This is a genomic window from Actinocorallia populi (assembly GCF_002995495.1).
In the GTDB taxonomy this organism is placed as follows: Bacteria; Actinomycetota; Actinomycetes; order Streptosporangiales; family Streptosporangiaceae; genus Actinocorallia; species Actinocorallia populi.
Genome location: NZ_PVZV01000001.1, coordinates 1,239,781 through 1,257,836 on the forward strand (window position 1 = coordinate 1,239,781; position 18,056 = coordinate 1,257,836).

The following is an 18,056-nucleotide window of genomic DNA, read 5'->3' on the forward strand; positions in this document are numbered from 1 at the left end:
TGAGGACGGCTTCTCGGTTGGGGTCTTGTGTCCGGGTGCGGTGCTCGCGAGTATGGGCGGATGATCACGACTGCGGGCGGCGATGCCGCGTAGGAATCCGGCGGCTGTTCGAGCCGCAGGGGACAAGCGGGCCGGCGGCGGTTCGCCGGTGGCGCCGGGCCTCTCTCGTTCTGCGGCCCAAGCGATCGCGAGGCTGGAAGCGCGCGACCTCGGTGCCGGGGCGGTGGCAAGGGCGTTCACCTTCTGGAAGCGGATGGTCCAGGGGCCGACGCGTTTCCTGCGGTTCAGGGAGGACGACTGCGGTGTGAAGGAGTGCTGCAGGGGGCACCTCGCCGCGCGTGACCTCTTGGAGGACGCGGCGCTCCGCCTTCCCGCCCGGGCGGCGAGAGAGTTGCGGGAGGCCGTCCGGCCCTACGACGAGATCTTCGAATCTCGCTCGATCGCCGACCCCGGCATGCCTGTGTCTGCCTTCTGGTGGAACCGCCGCTTCGTTCCTTGACCCGAGCTCGTCTCCGGTCCGTACCTGCGGACGCGGTACCCGCTCGGCGGGGTCTTCCGGAGAGTGAGGCGAACGGCTCGGGTGGTGCGATCGGATCCGTCGTTGACGCCCGACCGGTGGCCCGGGGAGACCCGGGACAGGTGAAACGTCCAAGATCAGGGAGCATTCGCAGGGGTTGCGGCCTTCTGTTGTCCTGGAGATTTCATACCCTTCGGCTACCTGATCACCGTGGCGCTCGTCACCTGGTGCACCTTCTTCGCCGTCGTCGCGCCACGGCGGCCCCTGCTGCTGGGGAGGGTGAGCTTCTGGTCCGGGCTGTGCCGTTCGTGGACCTTGACGCTCTGCCGGCCTCCATGGCGCTCGCCGCCGTCCAGGGCGATCTGGCGTCACCGGCCGCCAAGGCGGCGGTCGGGGTGGCCGCCCTCTCCGTCGCGGGGCTGGTCGTGTCGGCCTGGCGGGGCGTATCGACGCCAAGAAGGTCATCACCTGGGCCCGCGAGCACGCCTCCGAGTACGGCGGCGATCTGCCCGGCGGACAGCACTCGTTCGACCTCTTCCACTCCGCGCGCTTCGAGGCGGTCGTGGACGGCGTCGAGGCCTTCGCCGCCTGGGTCACGGCCACTCCGCAGCGCACTCCCGACTCGGTCCGCTTGGGTCGCACCGTTTGACGGGGAGGGAGAGCTTGTCCACCGGTCGGTGGACAACGGGTTCAGCCGGTCGTACGTGTCGGGGGAGGGGCCGTCTCGAACAGGATCGTCGGTATGACAGACCTCCTGGAAGATGCGGATTTTCGTGGTGGCGCCCGCGGGGCGCTCCGTCCGGCTGAAGTCGTGCGGCTCGAGTCGGTGCGCAAGGTCTACGGCGGCTCGAAGAACGCGGTGGTCGCGTTGGACGAGGTGAGCGTCGGGCTGCGGCAGGGCGGCTTCACGGCCGTGATGGGGCCGTCGGGTTCCGGTAAGAGCACCTTCTTGCAGTGCGCGGCCGGGCTGGACCGGCCGACTTCGGGATCGGTGGTCCTGGACGGGGTGGATCTCGGCTCGCTCGGCGAGCGCGAGCTGACGAGGCTGCGCCGTGAGCGGATCGGGTTCGTCTTCCAGGCGTTCAACCTGCTTCCCGCGTTGAGCGTGCGGGAGAACGTCGGCCTGCCGCTGCGGCTGGCGGGGCGCCGTCCCGACCGGTCGGCGGTGGAGGAGGTGCTGGAGCGGGTCGGCCTCGGCGGGCGGCTCGGCAGCCGTCCGGGGGAGTTGTCGGGGGGCCAGCAGCAGCGCGTGGCCATCGCGCGGGCGCTCATCACCCGGCCCGCGGTGCTGTTCGGCGACGAGCCGACCGGCGCGCTGGACACCGCCACGGCCCGCGAGGTGCTCGCCCTGCTGCGGGAGACCGTCGAGGAGCGGGGGCAGACGGTGGTGATGGTCACCCATGACCCGGTCGCGGCCGCGCACGCAGACCGCGTGGTCTTCCTGGCCGACGGCCGTGTCGCCGGCACGCTCGAACGGCCGACCGTGGACCGGGTCGCCGAGCGGATGACGCGGCTGGGCGCGAACGGGGCGGGCCGGTGATCGGGATCGCGCTGCGCACGCTGCGCTTCCACAAGGGCGGCTTCCTCGCCTCGTTCGTCGCGTTGTTCCTGGGCGCCTTGATCGTGGTGGGCTGCGGCGGGCTGCTGGAGACCGGCATCCGCGCCGACGCCCCGCCGCGGCGCCTTGCCGCCGCACCGATCGTGATCACCGGCGACCAGCGCTACCTGGGCACGCAACGGGAACTGGTGTTCCCCGAGCGGATCCACCTGGACGCCGCGCTGGCAAGCCGGGTCGCGGCGGTCCCCGGCGTCGCCGCGGCGGTACCGGACGTCTCGTTCCCGGCCGCGCTCGCCGGCGGCGGGCAGGTCACCGGACGCAACTGGGCGTCGACCCTGCTCGGCGACCACCGGGTCGTACGGGGCGCCGCGCCGTCCGGGTCCGGGGAGATCGTCCTCGGCGAGGGACTGGCCGGACGGGCCGGGCTGCGGACCGGCGACCATGTCCGGCTGCTGGTGCGCGGTGCCGCCGAACGGTACCGGGTCACCGGGCTGATCGCGGAGTCCGGCGACCTCGCCGAGGTGTTCGTCACCGACGCCGAGGCGGGCCGCCTGACCGGGCGGCCCGGCGAGATCGACTCGGTCGGCGTGCTCCTGGCGCCCGGCGCGGACACCGCACGGGTCGCCGAGGCCGTCCGGACCGCCGTGGGGCCCGGCCCCGCGGTGCTGACCGGTGACGACCGGGGCCAGGCCGAGGACCCCGGCGTCGTGGCCGACACCGGCGACCTGATCCCGCTCGCCGCCGCGTTCGGCAGCCTGGCGGCGATGGCGATGGTGTTCGTGGTGGCGGGCACCCTCGGCCTGTCGATCCGGCAGCGGCAGCGGGAGAACGCGCTGCTGCGCGCGGTAGGCGCCACACCGGGCCAGGTCCGCGGCATGATCCTGGGGGAGACGATGGTCCTCGCGGTGCCCGCCACCGTCCTGGCCTGCCTCCCCGCGTCGGGTTTCGGCGGCTGGCTGCTCGGCTTCTTCGTCGAGGCGGGGGTGGTGCCGGAGACGGTCGCGTTCCGCTCCGGGCCCTTCCCGCTGATCGCCGGTGCGGGTCTCGCGCTCGCCGCCGCACTGGGAGCCGCCCTCCTGGCCGCGCACGCCGCGGCACGCACCCGGCCGGTGGAGGCGCTCGCCGAGGCCACCCTCCAGCGCCGCTGGTTCAGCCGGGTCCGGCTCATCGCCGGACTGCTGTGCGCCGGCGGCGGCGTCGCGCTGGCGGTCGGCACCGCGGGCGCCGACGGTCCCGACGCCGGTGGCGTCGCCACCCCGGCCGCGCTGGTGTGGACCGTCGCCTTCGGACTGCTCGGCCCCGTGATGTCCCGCGCCATCACCAGGGGGCTGGTCCGCCCGGTCCGCGCGCTTTCCGGGGTCGTCGGCGAGCTCGCCACCCGCAATGCCGAGGCCCGTACGGCCCGGATCGTGACGGCGGTGATGCCGGTCATGCTGGCGACCGGGCTGGCCGTCAGCCTGACCTACCTGCAGACCACGCAGTCCGACGGCGCCCGCCGCGTCTTCGAACACGCCCAGCGCGCCGACCTGGTCGTCACCTCCGTCGCGGGCGGTCTGACGCTCGACGCGGTGGACACGATCAGAAAGGTGCCCGGCGTCGCCGCGGCGACCGCCCAGATCTCCAGCCGAGGCTTCATCGAGCCCGTCGCCGCACCCGTGGTCTCCCGCGACGAGGAGGAGGAATCGGCGGGCCCGCAGCCCACCGAACTCGCGCTCCAGGGCATCACGCCGCGGGGAGCCGACCAGACGACCGCCTTCCGCGCCTCCACCGGCGACCTGGCCGCGCTGCACGGGAACACCGTCGCGCTGCCCGCCCGTTACGCGGCCGGGCACCGGCTCGGCGAAACGATCACCATGCGGCTCGGCGACGGCACCCGCGCCCCGCTGAAGCTCGTCGCCACCATCGAGGGAGAACGCGGCTACGAGACCGCGCTCGTGCCGGCCGCGCTCCTTGCCGCGCACACCGAATCCGGGCTCGTCCCGCGGGTCCTCGTCCGTGCCGCACCCGGCACGGACCGCGCCGAGCTGGCGGCGGCCCTGGCCGGACCGGCCACCGGCCACCCCCACCTCCAGGTCACCGGCCGCGACGGTCTGGCCGCCGCCCAGCAGGACCAGGACCGCACCCAGGCGACGATGGCCTGGCTGCTGCTCGCCGTGGTCGTCGGCTACTCGGTGATCTCCCTGGTCAACACCCAGATACTGGCCACGGCCGAACGCCGCCGGGAGTTCGGCCTGCTGCGGCTGGTCGGAGCCACGCGGCGGCAGGTGCTGCGGATGATGGCGGTGGAGGCGGCCCTGATCGCCGCGGCCGGAATCGTGCTCGGCCTCCTCGTCGCGGCGCTGACCCTGGTCCCGCTGAGCCTGAGCGTGCTGGGCTCGCCGCTGCCGGGCGGCCCGCCGTGGATCCTCGCCGCGGTGGTGGCCGCCGCCCTGACGCTGACCTCCGCCACGACGCTGGCCGCGACCCGCCTGATCCTGCGCGGCCGCCCCGGCCTCGCGGCGTGAACCGGCCGCCCCGGCCCCGGCCGCCGGTCGAGACGACGGGGTCTCCAGCAGAGTCCGATGCACGGGCGCGCCGCTTTCAGGGACTTGTTCGCCCCTTGACCTCAACAAAGGTTGAAGTTGCATGATCTAGAGGTCCCTGTCGTGATCATGAGGAACGGAAGTACAGGCATGAAGGCGGTTCAGGCGGTCCGGTTCGGCGGACCGGAGGTGCTGGTGCCGGGCGAGGTGCCGGATCCGGTGGCCGGGCCGGGGCAGGTCGTGGTCGATGTGGCGGTCGCCGGGATGTCGTTCGTCGAGACGCAGATTCGGCGCGGTACCGACAGATGGCACGCCAGGCCGGAATTGCCGTACGTGCCGGGCGGCCTGGTGGCCGGCCGGGTGAGCTCGGTAGGGGCAGGGGTGGACGGAGCCTGGACGGGGCGGCGCGTCATCGCCGCGACGGGGGAGACCGGCGGTTTCGCCGAGCAGGCGGTGGCGGACGTCGGAGAGCTCTTTCCGGTGCCGGACGGGCTGGGTTCGCCGGAGGCCGTGGCCCTCCACAGCGACGGCAGCACCGCGCAGGGTCTGGTCGAGGGGGCCGGGATCCGTCCTGGCGAATGGGTGCTGGTCGAGGCGGCAGCCGGTGGTGTGGGAAGCCTGCTGGTGCAACTGGCCCGGACGGCGGGAGCGCGGGTCGTCGGAGCGGCCCGCGGATCGCGGAAACTGGAGCTGATCCGCGCGCTGGGCGCTGACGCCGCGGTCGACTACTCCGATCCGGACTGGACCCGGCAGGTGGTCGAGGCGACCGGCGGAGCGGGGCCCGACGTGGTGTTCGACGGCGTCGGCGGCCGGATCGGGCGGGAGGCGTTCGAGGTGACGGCACGCGGCGGCCGCTTCTCGGTGCACGGCGCCGCCGGTGGCGAGGTCACGGTCATCGACCCCGCGGAGGCCCGGCGGAAGGGCGTGGAAGTGATCGGTATCGAGCAGCTCATGGGTTTCGGAGCACATGTGGCGCGATGGGCCGAGCACATGATGTCCGAGGCCGCGGCGGGACGCGTCCGGCCGGTCATCGGGCAGACCTTCCCCCTGGAGCGCGCCGCCGACGCCCATGCCGCGATCGAGGACCGCACCGCCCTGGGAAAGACGCTCCTGCTGATCTGACGCGCCCTTCCGCGACCGTTCCGACCCGGGAGACCAGAAGGAGCCTGCACTGCGCGGAACCGGGACGGCGGGGGCGGCGTCGATGGTTGCGGGGGATGCGGTCCGGATCGGACGAAGGCGGAGGGCCCGGATGCGTTCTATTGGCGAGTATTCCCGGATGGTCAAGGTCGTTCTGCTCTGCCTGCTTCCGGGCGCCTTCTTCGTAGGGCTGTTCCTGGAGCCGCTGATCTCTTGTGAGCGGGATGCCGAGGCGTTTCTGGTCGCGGTGGGACGCGGGGACGGGGAGGCCGCGTGCGAGCGTTCCGAGATGGAGGCCCGGCGAACGCTCCTCGAGTACGGCGGCGGTACGTCGTGTGCCGAGTCCGTCCGGAGGTACAGCGCCTCGTTGAGCGATGCGCGGCGGCGGGCGCTCCTGGATCCCGATCTGCGGTTCTGGGACGTGAACACGGACAAATACCTGGACACGGCGAGGATCGGCTTGAAGGGGGACGTTCCGTTCTGGGAGTTGTCCCTTGAACGGTCGGGGCTCACCTGGAAAGTGAGCCGGATCGGCTGATCATGGTCGTCCTGGGGCACGGCACGTGTGAGGGCCCCTGATCCGCAAGATCAGGGGCCCTCGCGTTCTGTCCGAGGCCGGGGCGGCGGGGTCAGGGGAGCTGGGTGCACTCGACTTCGGCGCGGCGTTCGGTCATACCGAGGGCGACCGAGCGGGTGACGCAGGTGTTCTGCTCGGAAGTCAGGGAGATCTCGCCGCAGGCCGTGGTGCTGGAGTAGGTACGGCAGTCCTTGGCGGGGGCGGCCGCCGCGGAGGGCAGCAGGGCCGCGCCCCCGAAACCCGTCGCCGCCAGGGCGAGGGCCGCCGCCGCGGCCAGGGACTGAGCACGCTTGCTGACCTGCATGATGTTCCTCCTTCACTCTGCTGTCTACGACGCTATGTCCGGTTTGGTGGTGGAAGAGGTGGCTCTGGAGAACCATGACCACTCCTTGGTACAGCGCCGTTCCAGGTCGAGCCAGCCAAGATTCATTTCATCTGCTCGGATTCGGTGAGGGGTAGGACGTCGCCGGGATTTCCGATGCGGTGGCGGTGCGGGATTCCAAGGACCCGGACGGGGCGGGGCCGGTGTTCGGGCCGGTCGCGTTCGCCGCGCTCGTCCGCGGGGTTCGTTCCCTGTAGCGGGTGCGCCGTGGAGGGCCGTCGTCGCCCGCGCGTGCGCTCGGCGGGTCAGGGGGCGGGTTTGCGGGAGAGGACGCGGTAGGCGTTGCTGTCGCGGCGGGCCAAGGGGAGGGTGAGCAGGTCGGCGAGGATCGCGGCGGACATGAGGGGGGCTGCGAGGAGCAGGGTGCACAGGACGCGCAGGCGTTCGGCGCGGCCGGGCGGGCGGGGCCACCAGGGGCGGTCGACGTCCAGGCCCAGGAGGTTCAGGACGGCGGCGGCGGACGTGGTGAAGTCGGGGCCCTGGTCGGCCTCGCGGCGCTCCTCGGCCAGGATCTCCAGGCCGCGCCGCGCCAGCGCGGCCTTCAGGTTCCCGATCGGGATCATGTGCAGGTGCTGGGGGGCGAGCCAGGGCACCCAGAAGCCGCGCAGGATCCGGCTGAAGCGCGACTCCGGGTCGGGGAGCTCGATGAGCAGGTGGCCGCCGGGTCGCAGGATCTCGGCGGCGGTGTCGAGCTCGGCCTGGGGGTCGGAGGTGTGCTCCAGGTAGTGGTGCATGCTGATGACGTCGTAGTGGCCCGCCAGCTCGCCGGCGAGGGCGCGGAACTCGCCGCGGTGGCCGCGCTCGATCCAGCCGCGCGCGGCGCCCTCCTCGACGGAGGAGCCGAGGTCGAGGCCGTCGAAGCGCACGCCGGGCAGCAGGGTGCGGGCGACCCGGCAGAAGTGGGCCTTGCCGGTGCCGACGTCCAGCCAGCTCCGCGGGCGGGCGAAACGGGAGACCAGCTCGGTCCGGGCCCGGTACCAGGGCGTGTTCGAGCTCAGGATGCGTTCGGCCAGGACGTCGCCCAGCCCGTCGTAGACGTCCCGGTAGTAGAAGGCCAGGCCTTCGGGGGTCACCCGCGGGTTCTGGAAGACGTGGCCGCAGCGGACGCACCGGTCCAGGGGGAAGCGGCCCGGTTTGCCCTGGAGGACGTCGCGGGCGACGACATGCCGCCGGAGCTCGGGGGAGCCGCACCAGGGGCATTCTCCGGTCCGGGGGCCCAGGAAGCGCTCGACGCCCCGGTCGATCTCGGCGCGGTACCGGACGCGGGCCTCCTCGCGCGCGTCGACCAGTCGGCGTTCCCAGCGCGTCCGGGGAGCCGCCAGCGTCCGCCAGGCCGACCAGGGGGTGTGGAGCAGCCGGAGAGCGGCGACGCGGTGCAGGTCGCGCGGGTTCACCCGGGTCCCGGCGAAGGCCAGGTAGGGCGTCAGGCAGTACAGGACCGCCAGGCCCAGGCCGGCTGGCGGGGCGAGCAGCAGCCCGGCCACCACCAGGGCGTACCCGGCCAGGGACGCGGCGAGGGTCTGCGGCAGGGCCAGGGTCTGCGGGATCACCAGCGCCAGGGAGCGGATCCTGGCGCGCCGGAACTCCAGGCGGAGGGATCCCGGGACGTCGGCGACGACGATGTCGGCGGCATCAGTGTGCAGGCGGAGCTGGGCGGTGGCCTCGCCGAGCTCGTCGGGGTCGAGGCCGGAGAGCCGTTCGATCCCGGCGGCGGCGATCGCGGCGGAATCGGCCAGCAGGGCGTGGCACGCCCCCCGCCCCATCCCGAAGCGGTCCCGCCGGTAGGCGTCGAAGTCCAGATGCCGGGCCAGGTCCAGCGCCTCGTCCACCGGCAGGTCGCGCGGCAGCAGGTCGAGCATGCCGAGGCCGTGTTCACGCGCGTGGGCCTCGGCGGCCCGGCGCACCCCGTCGGGGACCTCCACCCCGGCCGCGGTCAGCAGCCCGTACCCTCGCGCGCCGTCCGGGACCGAGGCGGGCAGGCGCCGCAACCCGAGCAGTCTGCGCCGCAGCCGCAGCGCGTTGAGGACCATGCAAAGGCCCACCGGAAGGACGAACCAGATCGACGTGCCCACGCGAATTCTCCCTGGGTTGCGCGGATCGGGGCAGCCCGAAGAGAAAGGCCGCACCGGATGAGGAAAGTGCTAAAAGAGGCCGGAAACTAATCGTCCGGGAACGAGGAAATCCCTTGGGGGAAAGGGGAATGATGCACGCCCATGAGCATCGAGGTCCTCGACGAGGAACGGCTGGGCGACCGCCTCCGGAAACTGACCGTGCGCGCGGATGCCGTCGGTCCCGGCGAACTGGAGATCCGGGTGCTGCTGCCCCGCTCGTGGTCGGCGCGCGCCGCCCGGCGCTGGCCGCTGCTCACCCTGCACCACGGCGGTCTCGACGACTCCTCCTCGTGGACCGAGCGCACCGGCGTCGAGGAGCTCAGCCGCGACGACGAGGTGCTGGTCGTGATGCCCGACGGGGGAAGGGCCGGCGGCTACACCGACTGGAGGCGCGGCCCGCAGTGGCAGGCCTTCCAGGTCCGCGACGTCTTCGGGCTGATGCGCGACAGGTACGGGGCCGCGGACGTGCGCGCCGTGGCGGGCGTCTCCGGCGGCGGGTACGGGGCCTTGCTGAGCGCTGCGAGCAACCCCGGGACGTTCCGGTACGCGGCGTCGCTGAGCGGGCCGTGCACCATCCGCTCCCCGCTCGCCTCGGTCACGCTGCTGGCCGCCACCGGTGTCGCGGGCCGGGTCAACCCCTTCGACATGTGGGGCTTTCCGGTGGTCCACGACCGGTACTGGCGGGCCTGCGATCCCACGTACCTGGCGGCGGGGCTGCGGGGCACGGGCCTGTTCCTGTCCTGCGGTCTGACGGGGCGGCCCGGCTCCCTGGACGCCTCCGGCGCGCGCTGGAGCGCCGCGAACCTGGCAGAGCCGCTCGTCAGGTCCACCATCGCGCCGTTCCTGCGCCGTCTGCGCGCCCACCGGATCCCGGTGGCCACGCACCTGTACCGCGACGGCACCCATGACTGGCCCTACTGGGAGCGCGAGCTTCATCGCGTCTGGCCTGCGCTCATGAGGGCGCTGGCGTCGCCGTGAGAAAAGGGGAGGGGGATTCGCGGTCGCAAGGGTCCTCGTTCTGGAGAGAGAAAGGGAACCACAGTGTGCGTCGGCGGATGATTTTCACCTATGAAGCGGTCGCCGAATAATCGAAAGGCGATCCTTCACCGGGTGAGCCCTTTTCGTTCAGGGGCCGCGTCTCGCATCCAGCTGGAGGCGGACGAGCGTGCCCGGGTCGAGGGAGTGGATCTCCACCAGGTCGCAGAGTTGCCGGACGGTCCACATGCCGTGGCCGGAGGCCTGGTCCGGGGAGGGCGGAAGGTAGCCCGAATACCAAGGAGGGCTGGTGCCGCCCGTGTCGGTGACGTCGCAGACGACGCGCTCTCCGTCCCGCCACAGGGTGAGGAAACGCCGTCCGTCGCCGTGCCGGAGGGCGTTGGACGCCGTCTCGTTGACGGAGAAGACCAGGCGGTCGAGGCTCTCGGCGGGCAGGCCGAGCTCGGTGGCGCGGGCGGCGGCGAAGGCACGGACCGCCGACAGGTCGGAGCCGAACTCCATGCAGGCCGCCGAGGCGCCGGAAGGCGGTCGCGGGCGGCGCTCCCAGCCGCTGCCCTGGACGTCGGGCGGGCTGTAGTGGGGGCTGGGCAGGACCGCGTCGCCGTGCATCAGGTCGCTGTGGGCGCAGCGGGCTCCGGCGACGACGCTGACGGGCAGTCCGCGGGTGTCGTAGGGGCAGACGATCCAGGCGCGGCTGCCGGCGAAGGCCTTGTTGATGGCGGCCTCGTACCGGAGCCATTCGTCGGTCTCCACCGCGTCGCGGTCGTTCCACACCGGCTCGCCGATGATGCGGATCCGGGGGTACGCGTCTTCTCTGTCCTGGACGTACCGGTGGTAGGCGGCCAACGTGCGGCCGGGCGTGCGGTACCAGCCGGAGGCGGAGGCGAACTCCACCCGTTCGGCATCGCGGCCCAGTGCCTCGCGCAGCAGGGTCACGTTGGCCGGGGTGGTGACGGCCAGGACCGCCTCCCCCCGCTCCAGCCCGTCCCTGCAGAACGGGAGGGTCGCGGCCAGGAACTGCTCGTCGGTGTCGTAGATCAGGACGTGGTGGGCCAGCGGTTCCCCGTGGTCGTGGCCGGAGCTCATGACGGCGGCACCTCCCCGGAGGGGGAGACGACGAAGGCGGGCGACCGGTCGAGCCCCGCCAGCCGGATGACCTTGCGCAACATCTCGGGAAGGTGCTCGACCTTCAGGATCCGGCCGTCGCCGAGGGAGTCGGCGGTGCGGGCCAGGAGGCGCAGGCCGGTGAGATCGATGAACTCCAGGGCGCTCATGTCCACGCGGATGTCGCCCGGCCAGCTCCGGGCGGTCCGCAGGGCCTCGGCCAGCAGGTCGGTGGTCTGCAGGTCGACGCTGCCGATCACCCGCAGCGCCCGCCGCCCGTCCTGGAAGGCGGGGACGATGCGCAGCGCGCCGTGGCCGTGCAGCGGGGTGAGCTCCACCTTCAGGGGGTGGCAGTGGTCGAAGACGGCCAGCTCGTCGGGGCCGAACAGGCGGGCGTCGTAGTGGCAGACCGCCGAGGCGGGGTTGCCGGCGAACACCTCGGTGATCATTTTCTCGTACTCGGGCAGCAGCTCGGCTCCGGGCATGCCGCGCAGCGCCCAGCCCATCTCGCCGGTGACGCGCAGTCCGGTGTGGCCGTCGTCGAGGCTGCGCCGCACCTCGTCGTACAGGGTCTGGATCATGGCGTCGGGGTCGAAGCGGCCCGAGGCCAGGTAGCTGTCGCGGGCGGCGACCACCTGCAGCCGCCCGCGGGCGCAGGCCTCGCCGACGTCCACGCGGGCCGCGTGCAGCCAGCCTCGGACGGCCTCGGGGCTGCTCTGGTCGGTGAAGTACAGGATCCGTTCCCCCAGGGCCAGTCCGTCGGTCATGTACCGGGTCGCCACCCGGCGCTTCTCGGCGTCGTCGCCGAACACCAGGCACAGGTGGTCGCCGTGTCCCACCTTCTCGGCGGGGAGTTCCCGGTTCATCCTCTGGGTCATCCTCGCTCCACGGTCCGGCGGACCATCGGCGGAGGACGGCATATGCCCTATTACCGGAACTCTATGATCCGTCCTCATGGTCCGACTATCTTCTTATGCCCCATGAGGAGTGTTTATTGCCAAACTGGAGGATTTCTCCCCTAACTGTGAGAAAGCTCCCTATGTGGAGCGGTCAGCCGAAGTCGAGCTCGGGGACGACGGCGTCGCGGCCGGCCAGCCACATGCCCAGGGCCTCGCGGGTGCCGCGGACCTGAGGGGCGTTCGCCGGGCCCGCGGGACGGCCGCCGTCGGTCGGCACCACGCGGTGGGAGCGGATCCGCCTGTTCAGCGCGAGGCTCAGGAAGCGGCCCTCGCGCAGGACGGCGGCCGAGACCTCCTCCGGCAGCTCGCGGGTCAGGCCCTGGCCGCGCAGGATGTCCTGGTGGTGCACGCCGAGGTCGCCGAGGAGGAAGCCGGCGGCCAGCCTGGTGGTGGCGCTGGGGCGCTCGGCCCAGACGGCGGCCCAGTCCATCAGCCGCTTCCGGGACATCCGGCGGATCCGTTCGACCTGCTCCTCGTTGGCCTGGTCGAGCCGGCGCAGGAACGTGCGGGGGCCGCCGCGGAGCAGCCCGCCGTAGGTGACGGCGAAGTAGTCGATCCCGATCAGGTGGCCGAGCACGTCCCGGGGCGACCATCCGGCGCAGAGCGTGCTCCCCCGCTCGAACTCCTCGTCCGGCAACCCTTCCAGGGTGGTGATGACCCGGCGGCGTTCGGCGCGCAGTTCCTCGATCACGGGCACTCCTCTCGGTGGTGCCTTTTACCTTAGACACGGTTGTTCCCGTTAAGGGCGATGGGTGCTTTTTGAGGCGTCCTCATCGGGTCAGGGGCCGTCAGGTCGAGGGCGAAGCGGCTTCGGAAGGCCAGGGGGACGACGCCCGGTCCGGGGTGGCCAGGTCCTCGACGTAGCGGTGGCGGCTCTAGCGTTCATGGCATGGAGAACCTTTCGGGTACGGGGCTACGCGCCCTTTTCAAGGAACTGCACCATGCCGAGGCGCCGTTGGTGCTTCCCAATGCGTGGGATTACGCGTCCGCTGCGGCACTGGTCTCCGCGGGGTTCTCCGCCGTGGGCACGACCAGCCTCGGCGTGGCCGCTGCGGCGGGTAAGCCGGACGCGGAGGCCGCCACGGCGGCGGAGACGCTTGCGCTGGCGGAGACGTTGGCACGGTTGCCGTGCCCGGTGACCGTCGATCTGGAGGGCGGGTTCGGCCGTGCGGAGGAGCTGGCGGTGCGGCTCTCCGAGCTCGGGATAGCCGGTGTCAACCTCGAAGACGGCGGCCTCGCCGACCCTGCGGAGCTCTGCGCGATGATCCGGAGGGTGAAGGAGAGCGCTCCCGACCTGTTCGTCAATGCGCGGACCGACACGTTCTGGCTCGCGGCGCCTCGTCCGCTGGAGTCGGCGCTCGAACGGGTGCGGGCCTACGCGGAGGCGGGCGCGGACGGGGTGTTCGTCCCGGCGATCACGGCGGACGACGACATCGCCGCGGTGGTCGCCGCCGTCGACGTCCCGGTGAACGTGCTCTTCATGCCGGGGCGGCACACGGTGGCCGGGCTCGCGGAGCTGGGCGTCCGCCGGATCAGCATGGGCTCCCTGCTGTTCCGTGCCGCGCTGGGGGCGGCCGTCCGGACGGCCTCGGCGGTTCGGGACGGAGCCGCGATCGAGGGAGGGGCGCCGAGCTACGAAGAGGTGAACAGCTTGGTCTCACCGAGGGCTTCCCGTCCTGCCGGGGGCCCGCGGTGACGCGCGTCGTTCCGTACCGTTCCTCCTCCGGCGCCCGGATCACCGCCCTCCGGTCCGGATGAGCGGCGCCCTCCGCGCGGTGGGATTCCGAGGTCACCGCGAGGGCCGAATGCCGCCAGCGCGGGAGGGCCGAATGCCGCCAGCACGGGAGGGCCGGGGCCGGTTTCATTGAAACATCAACGAAACCTGTCTCGGGAGGCAGCATGAAGGACAAGGTGGCGCTGGTGACCGGGGGAAGCCGGGGCATCGGGGCGGCGACGGCGTTGCGGCTCGCCCGGGAGGGCGCCGACGTGGTGGTGACCTACCGGGAGGGCAAGGAGGCGGCCGGGGAGGTCGTGCGGCGGATCGAGGGGTTCGGCGTGCGGGGGCTCGCGGTGCGGGCCGACTCGGGTGACGCCGCCGAGGCGGCCGACTCGGTGCGGCAGGCGGCGGAGGCCTTCGGGCGGCTGGACGTCCTGGTCAACAACGCCGGAGTCGGAGTGCTGGGCCCGCTGGAAGAGCTCGGCCTCGCGGACGTGGACCGGGTGCTCGCGGTGAACGTCCGCGGCACTTTCCTGGCCTCGCAGGCCGCCGCCACGGTGATGCCGGCCGGCGGCCGGATCATCACGATCGGTACCTGCATGTCCCAGCGCGTGCCGGGGCCCGGCGGGACGCTGTACACGATGAGCAAGTCCGCGCTGATCGGGATGACCAAGGCGCTCGCCCGCGAGCTGGGCGGCCGCGGCATCACCGCGAACATCGTCCACCCCGGCCCGATCGACACCGACATGAACCCGGCCGACGGCCCCTACGCGGCCAGCCAGTCCGAGCTGACGGCCGTCGGGCGGTTCGGGACGGCCGAGGAGGTCGCCGCGATGGTCGCCTACCTGGCGGGGTCGCAGGCGTCGTACGTCACCGGCGCCGAATTCTCCGTCGATGGAGGTCACGCGGCCTGAGGCGGTTTCCCGACCGCCGGGGATTTCCGGATCTGTACGGGATTCCTTTCCGCGGGACACGGGGAATCCGGCGGTCTCCGGGCGGTGGCGCACCGCTCGGAGGCCGCCGGATTCTCCGGCTGGGCCCAAATATTAAGAAAACGGATAATCGACTCACTTAGTAGAACTTTGCTCGGTTTTCTGGCATCTCTAGAGCACATGAGATGCGTGATGTTGGTGTGCTCCCTGGCGCTGGTCGCGGGATGCAGCGCGGGCAAGGCGGAGAACGACGCCCCGCAGGGCGCGGCGGACGTCCCGCAGAGCACGCCCGCGGTGGCCGACCCGGGCAGCACGCTCGCGCAGGCCACGTTCGACGGGCCCAAGGGCGAGTTCGGGCTCGCCGTGGTGAGCCTCACCGCGCGGGGGCGCCTGGCCAACCTCACGCTGACGCTGACCCCGAGCTACCCCGGGAAGGACTCGGTGCTGGCCTTCATCTACTTCGGCGGGGAGCCGCCGGAGGTCTCGCTGGTCGATCCGGTCGGCCTCAAGCGCTACCTCGTCGTCAAGGACTCCGCCGGAAACGCCCTCGGCTCGGGGAACGAGAACTACAACGTCGGCCGGCCGAACACGCTGAACTACACCTTCGCAGCGCCGCCCGAGGACGTGGCGACCGTCGACGTGCAGTTCGACGACTACCCGCCCTTCCGCAACGTCCCGATCAGCCGGTGAGAGGCCTGATCGCCGCGGTCCTGCTGGCCGCCGCCCTGCCCGGCGCGGCCGCCGCCGAACCGGGGCCGGCCGCCTCGATCGAGACGTCGGTGCTCGACCTCTCGCCCGCGGTGCCGGACATCCTCCTGGCGGAGTCGGTGATCCCGCTCGAAGAGGAGGCGCAGACCGACGCGGGCACCAGGATCCGGATCAGCTCGGACGTGCTGTTCGAGTTCGACTCGGCGACGCTCACCCCGCAGGCCAGGGCGCACCTCGCACGGCTGGCGGAACGGCTGAAGGAGCGCAGGGTCCGGATCGGCGGGTACACCGACGCCCTCGGCGAGACCGCCTACAACCGGAGGCTCTCCCAGCGCCGGGCGGACGCCGTCAAGGACGAACTCGCCCGGCTCGGCGTCACCGACCTCACCGCGCACGGCCACGGCGAGGCCCGGCCCGTCGAGCCCAACGAGATCAACGGCAAGGACAACCCGCGGGGACGCGCCGCGAACCGCCGCGTGGAACTCGTCTTCGGCCCCTGACCGTCCGCTGACGGGAAACGGTCAGCGGACGGTGCGGGGGCGGTCAGCGGCGGGCCGCACAGTCGGGGCATGACGAACACAGAGGCGTTGCGGCTCGACGAGGTCCGCAAGGTGCACGGGACCGGCAGCAACCAGGTGGTGGCGCTGGCGGGAGTGACGTTGAGCCTGCCCGCGGGCACGTTCACGGCGGTCATGGGGCCGTCGGGATCGGGGAAGTCCACACTGCTGCAGTGCGCGGCGGGGCTGGAGCGGCCCAGCGGGGGACGGGTCTTCGTGGCCGGGCACGAGATGAAGGGCGGCGAGACGGAGCTGACGAAGTTCCGCCGGGAGCACATCGGGTTCGTCTTCCAGCACTTCAACCTGCTGCCCGCGCTCACCGTCCTGCAGAACGTGACGCTGCCGCTGAAACTGGCCGGCAGGCGGATCGACGAGGCGCGGGCGGCGGAGATCCTGCAAGCGGTCGGGCTGGGCGACAGGCTCTCTCACCGGCCGCAGGAACTGTCCGGCGGGCAGCAGCAGCGGGTGGCGATCGCGCGGGCGCTGGTCACCTCGCCTTCGGTGATCTTCGCGGACGAGCCGACCGGCGCGCTCGACACCCGCAGTGCGCGTGCCGTCCTGGCGCTGCTCCAGCAGGCGGTGCGCCGGTACGGGCAGACGCTCGTGATGGTCACGCACGACCCCGTCGCCGCCGCCCACGCCGACTCCGTGCTGTTCCTGGCGGACGGGCGGCTCGTCGGCCGCATGATCGACCCGACCGCGGAGGCCGTCGCCGAACGGCTGACCCGCCTGGGCGACGAGCTCGTCCGCAAGGGGGCCTGAGATGTTCTCGCTGGCACTGTCCTCCCTGCGGCACCGCACCGCCGCCTTCGTCGCGGCCTTCCTCGCGCTGTTCCTCGGCGCGGCACTGGTCATGTCGTTCGGATCGCTCATCGACACGGCGCTCGGCACGGGCGTCGACACGGCGAGCGAGGAGACACTGTTCATCATGGGCGGCGTCGTCGGCGGCTGGAGCCTGCTGCTGGTGGTCTTCGCCGTCACCTCGACCGCCACGCTGGGCGTCCGGCAGCGGGCGAAGGAGATCGCCCTGCTGAAGAGCGCCGGGGCGGTGCCCGGCCAGCTCACCCGGATGATCCTCACCGAGGTGCTGGTGCTGGCGCTCCTCGGCGCGGCGCTGGCCGTCCCGCTCGGGATGGCGGGCGGGAGCCTCGTGCTGGGGCTGCTGCAGGACAGCGGCCAGATCCCGGCCGGGATCGAGCACTCCTTCGGGGCGGTCGCGGTCGGGCAGGGCTTCGGGATCACGCTCCTGTCCGCGGTGGGCGCGTCGCTCGTCACCGCCCGCCGCGCCGTCCGGATGCGGGTGACCGAGTCGATGCAGGAGGCCGCCACGCCCCCGGCCCGGCTGAACGGCCGGCGCGTCGGGTTCGGGCTGCTGTTCCTCGCCGGGGCGGCCGCCCAGGCGGTGCTGACCGTCACGCTCGGCAAGGGCGAGGGCTTCGGAGCCCAGCAGTACGCCGGGACCGCCGACATCCTCTTCGCGATCGGGCTTGCCTGCTTCGCGCCGGTGGTCGTCCGGCGGCTGCCGCTGCCCGGTTTCGGCACGGCGGGCGCGCTGACCCGCGAGGCGCTGCGGGCCCGCACCGCGCCGCTCGCCGCCGTGCTGATCCCGATCGTGCTGTTCATCGGCGCCGGCGTCGGCACCCTCTACATGCAGGACCTCGACAGCGAGGCGTCCGCCGGCCTGCTGCCCGAGGAGGGCCAGCAGGCGGTCGAGACGCTCAACTACGTCGTCACCGGGATGATCGCCCTGTTCCTGTGCATCATGCTGATCAACACCCTGGTCGCCACGACGGCGGCCCGCTCCCGCGAGTTCGCCCAGTACCGCCTGGCGGGCGCCACCACCGCCCAGGTCCGGCAGATGGTCGTCCTGGAGAACCTGGCCGTCACCGTCGCCGGCGTGGTCTTCGGCACCCTGGCCTCCCTGGTCACCATCATCCCCTTCTCCTACGCCCGCACCGGCTCCTGGCTCCCCGACCTCGACCCGCTCATCTACCCCGCGGCCGTGGCCTTCACCGCCGCCGTCGTCTTCGCCACCACCCTGCTGACCACCCGCCGGGCCCTCGCCGTCCCGGCCGTCACCGCGGTCACCGCCTGATCCCCCGCCCCACCGGAAACCCGGCCCGCACACCGCGGGCCGGGTTCCCGGTGTCCGCGGACGGGGCGGTGCCGCGTGCTGCGGGTCGGGTTTCCGGCGTCCGCGGGTGGGGCCGTGCCGTGCGTCGCGGGTCTGGTTCCCGGTGCCCGCCGACGGGCCGTGCTTTCGGAAGAGGGCACGC

At 72.5% G+C, this 18,056-nt stretch carries 18 protein-coding genes; 13 read left to right on the forward strand and 5 right to left on the reverse strand.

Translation table 11 applies throughout. The annotated features are described in order from the left end of the window. Positions 1-223 precede the first annotated feature (223 nt). The 5 genes from C2865_RS06120 (at position 224) to C2865_RS06140 (ending at position 6,275) form a co-directional block, all read left to right on the forward strand. The gene (locus C2865_RS06120; RefSeq protein WP_106397239.1) at positions 224-499 is read left to right on the forward strand and encodes a hypothetical protein; all 276 of its coding nucleotides are present in this window, start codon (positions 224-226) and stop codon (positions 497-499) included. 829 nt (positions 500-1,328) lie between these two features. Next, positions 1,329-2,057 (forward strand): ABC transporter ATP-binding protein, encoded by a 729-nt coding sequence (locus C2865_RS06125; protein WP_332873337.1) that lies wholly within the window; start codon positions 1,329-1,331, stop codon positions 2,055-2,057. After that, on the forward strand, positions 2,054-4,579 hold the full coding sequence (locus C2865_RS06130) for an ABC transporter permease (protein WP_106397241.1): 2,526 nt from the start codon (positions 2,054-2,056) through the stop codon (positions 4,577-4,579). Before C2865_RS06125 ends, C2865_RS06130 begins: the two co-directional genes overlap by 4 nt. A gap of 168 nt (positions 4,580-4,747) precedes the next feature. Next, positions 4,748-5,719 carry a zinc-binding dehydrogenase gene (locus tag C2865_RS06135; protein ID WP_106397242.1) on the forward strand — a complete coding sequence of 324 codons (972 nt, stop codon included), beginning with the start codon at positions 4,748-4,750 and terminating at the stop codon, positions 5,717-5,719. Between the two features lie 157 nt (positions 5,720-5,876). Next, positions 5,877-6,275 carry a hypothetical protein gene (locus C2865_RS06140; protein WP_157963584.1) on the forward strand — a complete coding sequence of 133 codons (399 nt, stop codon included), beginning with the start codon at positions 5,877-5,879 and terminating at the stop codon, positions 6,273-6,275. Positions 6,276-6,366: 91 nt separating this feature from the next. On the opposite strand, the gene C2865_RS06145 is transcribed toward C2865_RS06140, so the two are convergent. After that, positions 6,367-6,618 carry a hypothetical protein gene (locus C2865_RS06145; RefSeq protein ID WP_106397244.1) on the reverse strand — a complete coding sequence of 84 codons (252 nt, stop codon included), beginning with the start codon at positions 6,616-6,618 and terminating at the stop codon, positions 6,367-6,369. 167 nt (positions 6,619-6,785) lie between these two features. Here C2865_RS06145 and C2865_RS41780 point away from each other — a divergent pair, with 167 nt between their 5' ends. Then, positions 6,786-6,893 carry a DUF397 domain-containing protein gene (locus C2865_RS41780; RefSeq protein ID WP_106397245.1) on the forward strand — a complete coding sequence of 36 codons (108 nt, stop codon included), beginning with the start codon at positions 6,786-6,788 and terminating at the stop codon, positions 6,891-6,893. A 48-nt stretch (positions 6,894-6,941) separates the two neighbouring features. Here the strand turns inward: C2865_RS41780 and C2865_RS06155 are convergent, their stop codons facing one another. Beyond that, a complete protein-coding gene (locus C2865_RS06155) occupies positions 6,942-8,768 on the reverse strand; it encodes a class I SAM-dependent methyltransferase (RefSeq protein WP_232835390.1) in 1,827 nt (608 codons plus the stop codon). 141 nt (positions 8,769-8,909) lie between these two features. Here C2865_RS06155 and C2865_RS06160 point away from each other — a divergent pair, with 141 nt between their 5' ends. Beyond that, positions 8,910-9,785, forward strand: a complete 876-nt coding sequence (locus tag C2865_RS06160; RefSeq protein ID WP_106397246.1) for an alpha/beta hydrolase — start codon at positions 8,910-8,912, stop codon at positions 9,783-9,785. 147 nt (positions 9,786-9,932) lie between these two features. On the opposite strand, the gene C2865_RS06165 is transcribed toward C2865_RS06160, so the two are convergent. The 3 genes from C2865_RS06165 to C2865_RS06175 all read right to left on the reverse strand — a co-directional run bounded on the left by C2865_RS06165 (position 9,933) and on the right by C2865_RS06175 (position 12,557). Continuing rightward, positions 9,933-10,889 (reverse strand): anti-sigma factor RsbA family regulatory protein, encoded by a 957-nt coding sequence (locus C2865_RS06165; RefSeq protein ID WP_106397247.1) that lies wholly within the window; start codon positions 10,887-10,889, stop codon positions 9,933-9,935. Continuing rightward, the gene (locus C2865_RS06170) at positions 10,886-11,785 is read right to left on the reverse strand and encodes an MEDS domain-containing protein (RefSeq protein WP_198652975.1); all 900 of its coding nucleotides are present in this window, start codon (positions 11,783-11,785) and stop codon (positions 10,886-10,888) included. The genes C2865_RS06165 and C2865_RS06170 overlap by 4 nt, the downstream gene beginning before the upstream one ends. Before the next feature lie 172 nt (positions 11,786-11,957). Then, positions 11,958-12,557, reverse strand: a complete 600-nt coding sequence (locus C2865_RS06175) for a maleylpyruvate isomerase family mycothiol-dependent enzyme (RefSeq protein ID WP_232835391.1) — start codon at positions 12,555-12,557, stop codon at positions 11,958-11,960. A gap of 198 nt (positions 12,558-12,755) precedes the next feature. Between C2865_RS06175 and C2865_RS06180 the strand changes: the two genes are divergently transcribed. From C2865_RS06180 to C2865_RS06205, 6 genes are all read left to right on the forward strand, one after another. Then, positions 12,756-13,562, forward strand: a complete 807-nt coding sequence (locus C2865_RS06180; RefSeq protein ID WP_106397250.1) for an isocitrate lyase/PEP mutase family protein — start codon at positions 12,756-12,758, stop codon at positions 13,560-13,562. Between the two features lie 203 nt (positions 13,563-13,765). Then, a complete protein-coding gene (locus tag C2865_RS06185; RefSeq protein ID WP_106397251.1) occupies positions 13,766-14,497 on the forward strand; it encodes an SDR family NAD(P)-dependent oxidoreductase in 732 nt (243 codons plus the stop codon). 210 nt (positions 14,498-14,707) lie between these two features. Beyond that, complete coding sequence (locus C2865_RS06190; protein ID WP_106397252.1) at positions 14,708-15,205, forward strand: hypothetical protein; 498 nt, start codon at positions 14,708-14,710, stop codon at positions 15,203-15,205. Beyond that, positions 15,202-15,723 (forward strand): OmpA family protein, encoded by a 522-nt coding sequence (locus C2865_RS06195; protein WP_106397253.1) that lies wholly within the window; start codon positions 15,202-15,204, stop codon positions 15,721-15,723. The genes C2865_RS06190 and C2865_RS06195 overlap by 4 nt, the downstream gene beginning before the upstream one ends. A gap of 69 nt (positions 15,724-15,792) precedes the next feature. Continuing rightward, entirely contained in the window at positions 15,793-16,542 is a 750-nt protein-coding gene (locus tag C2865_RS06200; RefSeq protein ID WP_106397254.1) for an ABC transporter ATP-binding protein, read from the forward strand. A gap of 1 nt (position 16,543) precedes the next feature. Beyond that, on the forward strand, positions 16,544-17,875 hold the full coding sequence (locus C2865_RS06205) for an FtsX-like permease family protein (protein ID WP_106397255.1): 1,332 nt from the start codon (positions 16,544-16,546) through the stop codon (positions 17,873-17,875). The last annotated feature ends 181 nt before the right edge of the window (positions 17,876-18,056 follow it).

Coding starts and splice junctions, on each gene's coding strand:
- C2865_RS06135 (WP_106397242.1), top strand. CDS start 4,748: ATGAAGGCGGTTCAGGCGGTCCGGTTCGGCGGACCGGAGGTGCTGGTG.
- C2865_RS06140 (WP_157963584.1), top strand. CDS start 5,877: ATGGTCAAGGTCGTTCTGCTCTGCCTGCTTCCGGGCGCCTTCTTCGTA.
- C2865_RS06145 (WP_106397244.1), bottom strand. CDS start 6,618: ATGCAGGTCAGCAAGCGTGCTCAGTCCCTGGCCGCGGCGGCGGCCCTC.
- C2865_RS06160 (WP_106397246.1), top strand. CDS start 8,910: ATGAGCATCGAGGTCCTCGACGAGGAACGGCTGGGCGACCGCCTCCGG.
- C2865_RS06165 (WP_106397247.1), bottom strand. CDS start 10,889: ATGAGCTCCGGCCACGACCACGGGGAACCGCTGGCCCACCACGTCCTG.
- C2865_RS06170 (WP_198652975.1), bottom strand. CDS start 11,785: ATGACCCAGAGGATGAACCGGGAACTCCCCGCCGAGAAGGTGGGACAC.
- C2865_RS06180 (WP_106397250.1), top strand. CDS start 12,756: ATGGAGAACCTTTCGGGTACGGGGCTACGCGCCCTTTTCAAGGAACTG.
- C2865_RS06185 (WP_106397251.1), top strand. CDS start 13,766: ATGAAGGACAAGGTGGCGCTGGTGACCGGGGGAAGCCGGGGCATCGGG.
- C2865_RS06190 (WP_106397252.1), top strand. CDS start 14,708: ATGTTGGTGTGCTCCCTGGCGCTGGTCGCGGGATGCAGCGCGGGCAAG.
- C2865_RS06200 (WP_106397254.1), top strand. CDS start 15,793: ATGACGAACACAGAGGCGTTGCGGCTCGACGAGGTCCGCAAGGTGCAC.
- C2865_RS06205 (WP_106397255.1), top strand. CDS start 16,544: ATGTTCTCGCTGGCACTGTCCTCCCTGCGGCACCGCACCGCCGCCTTC.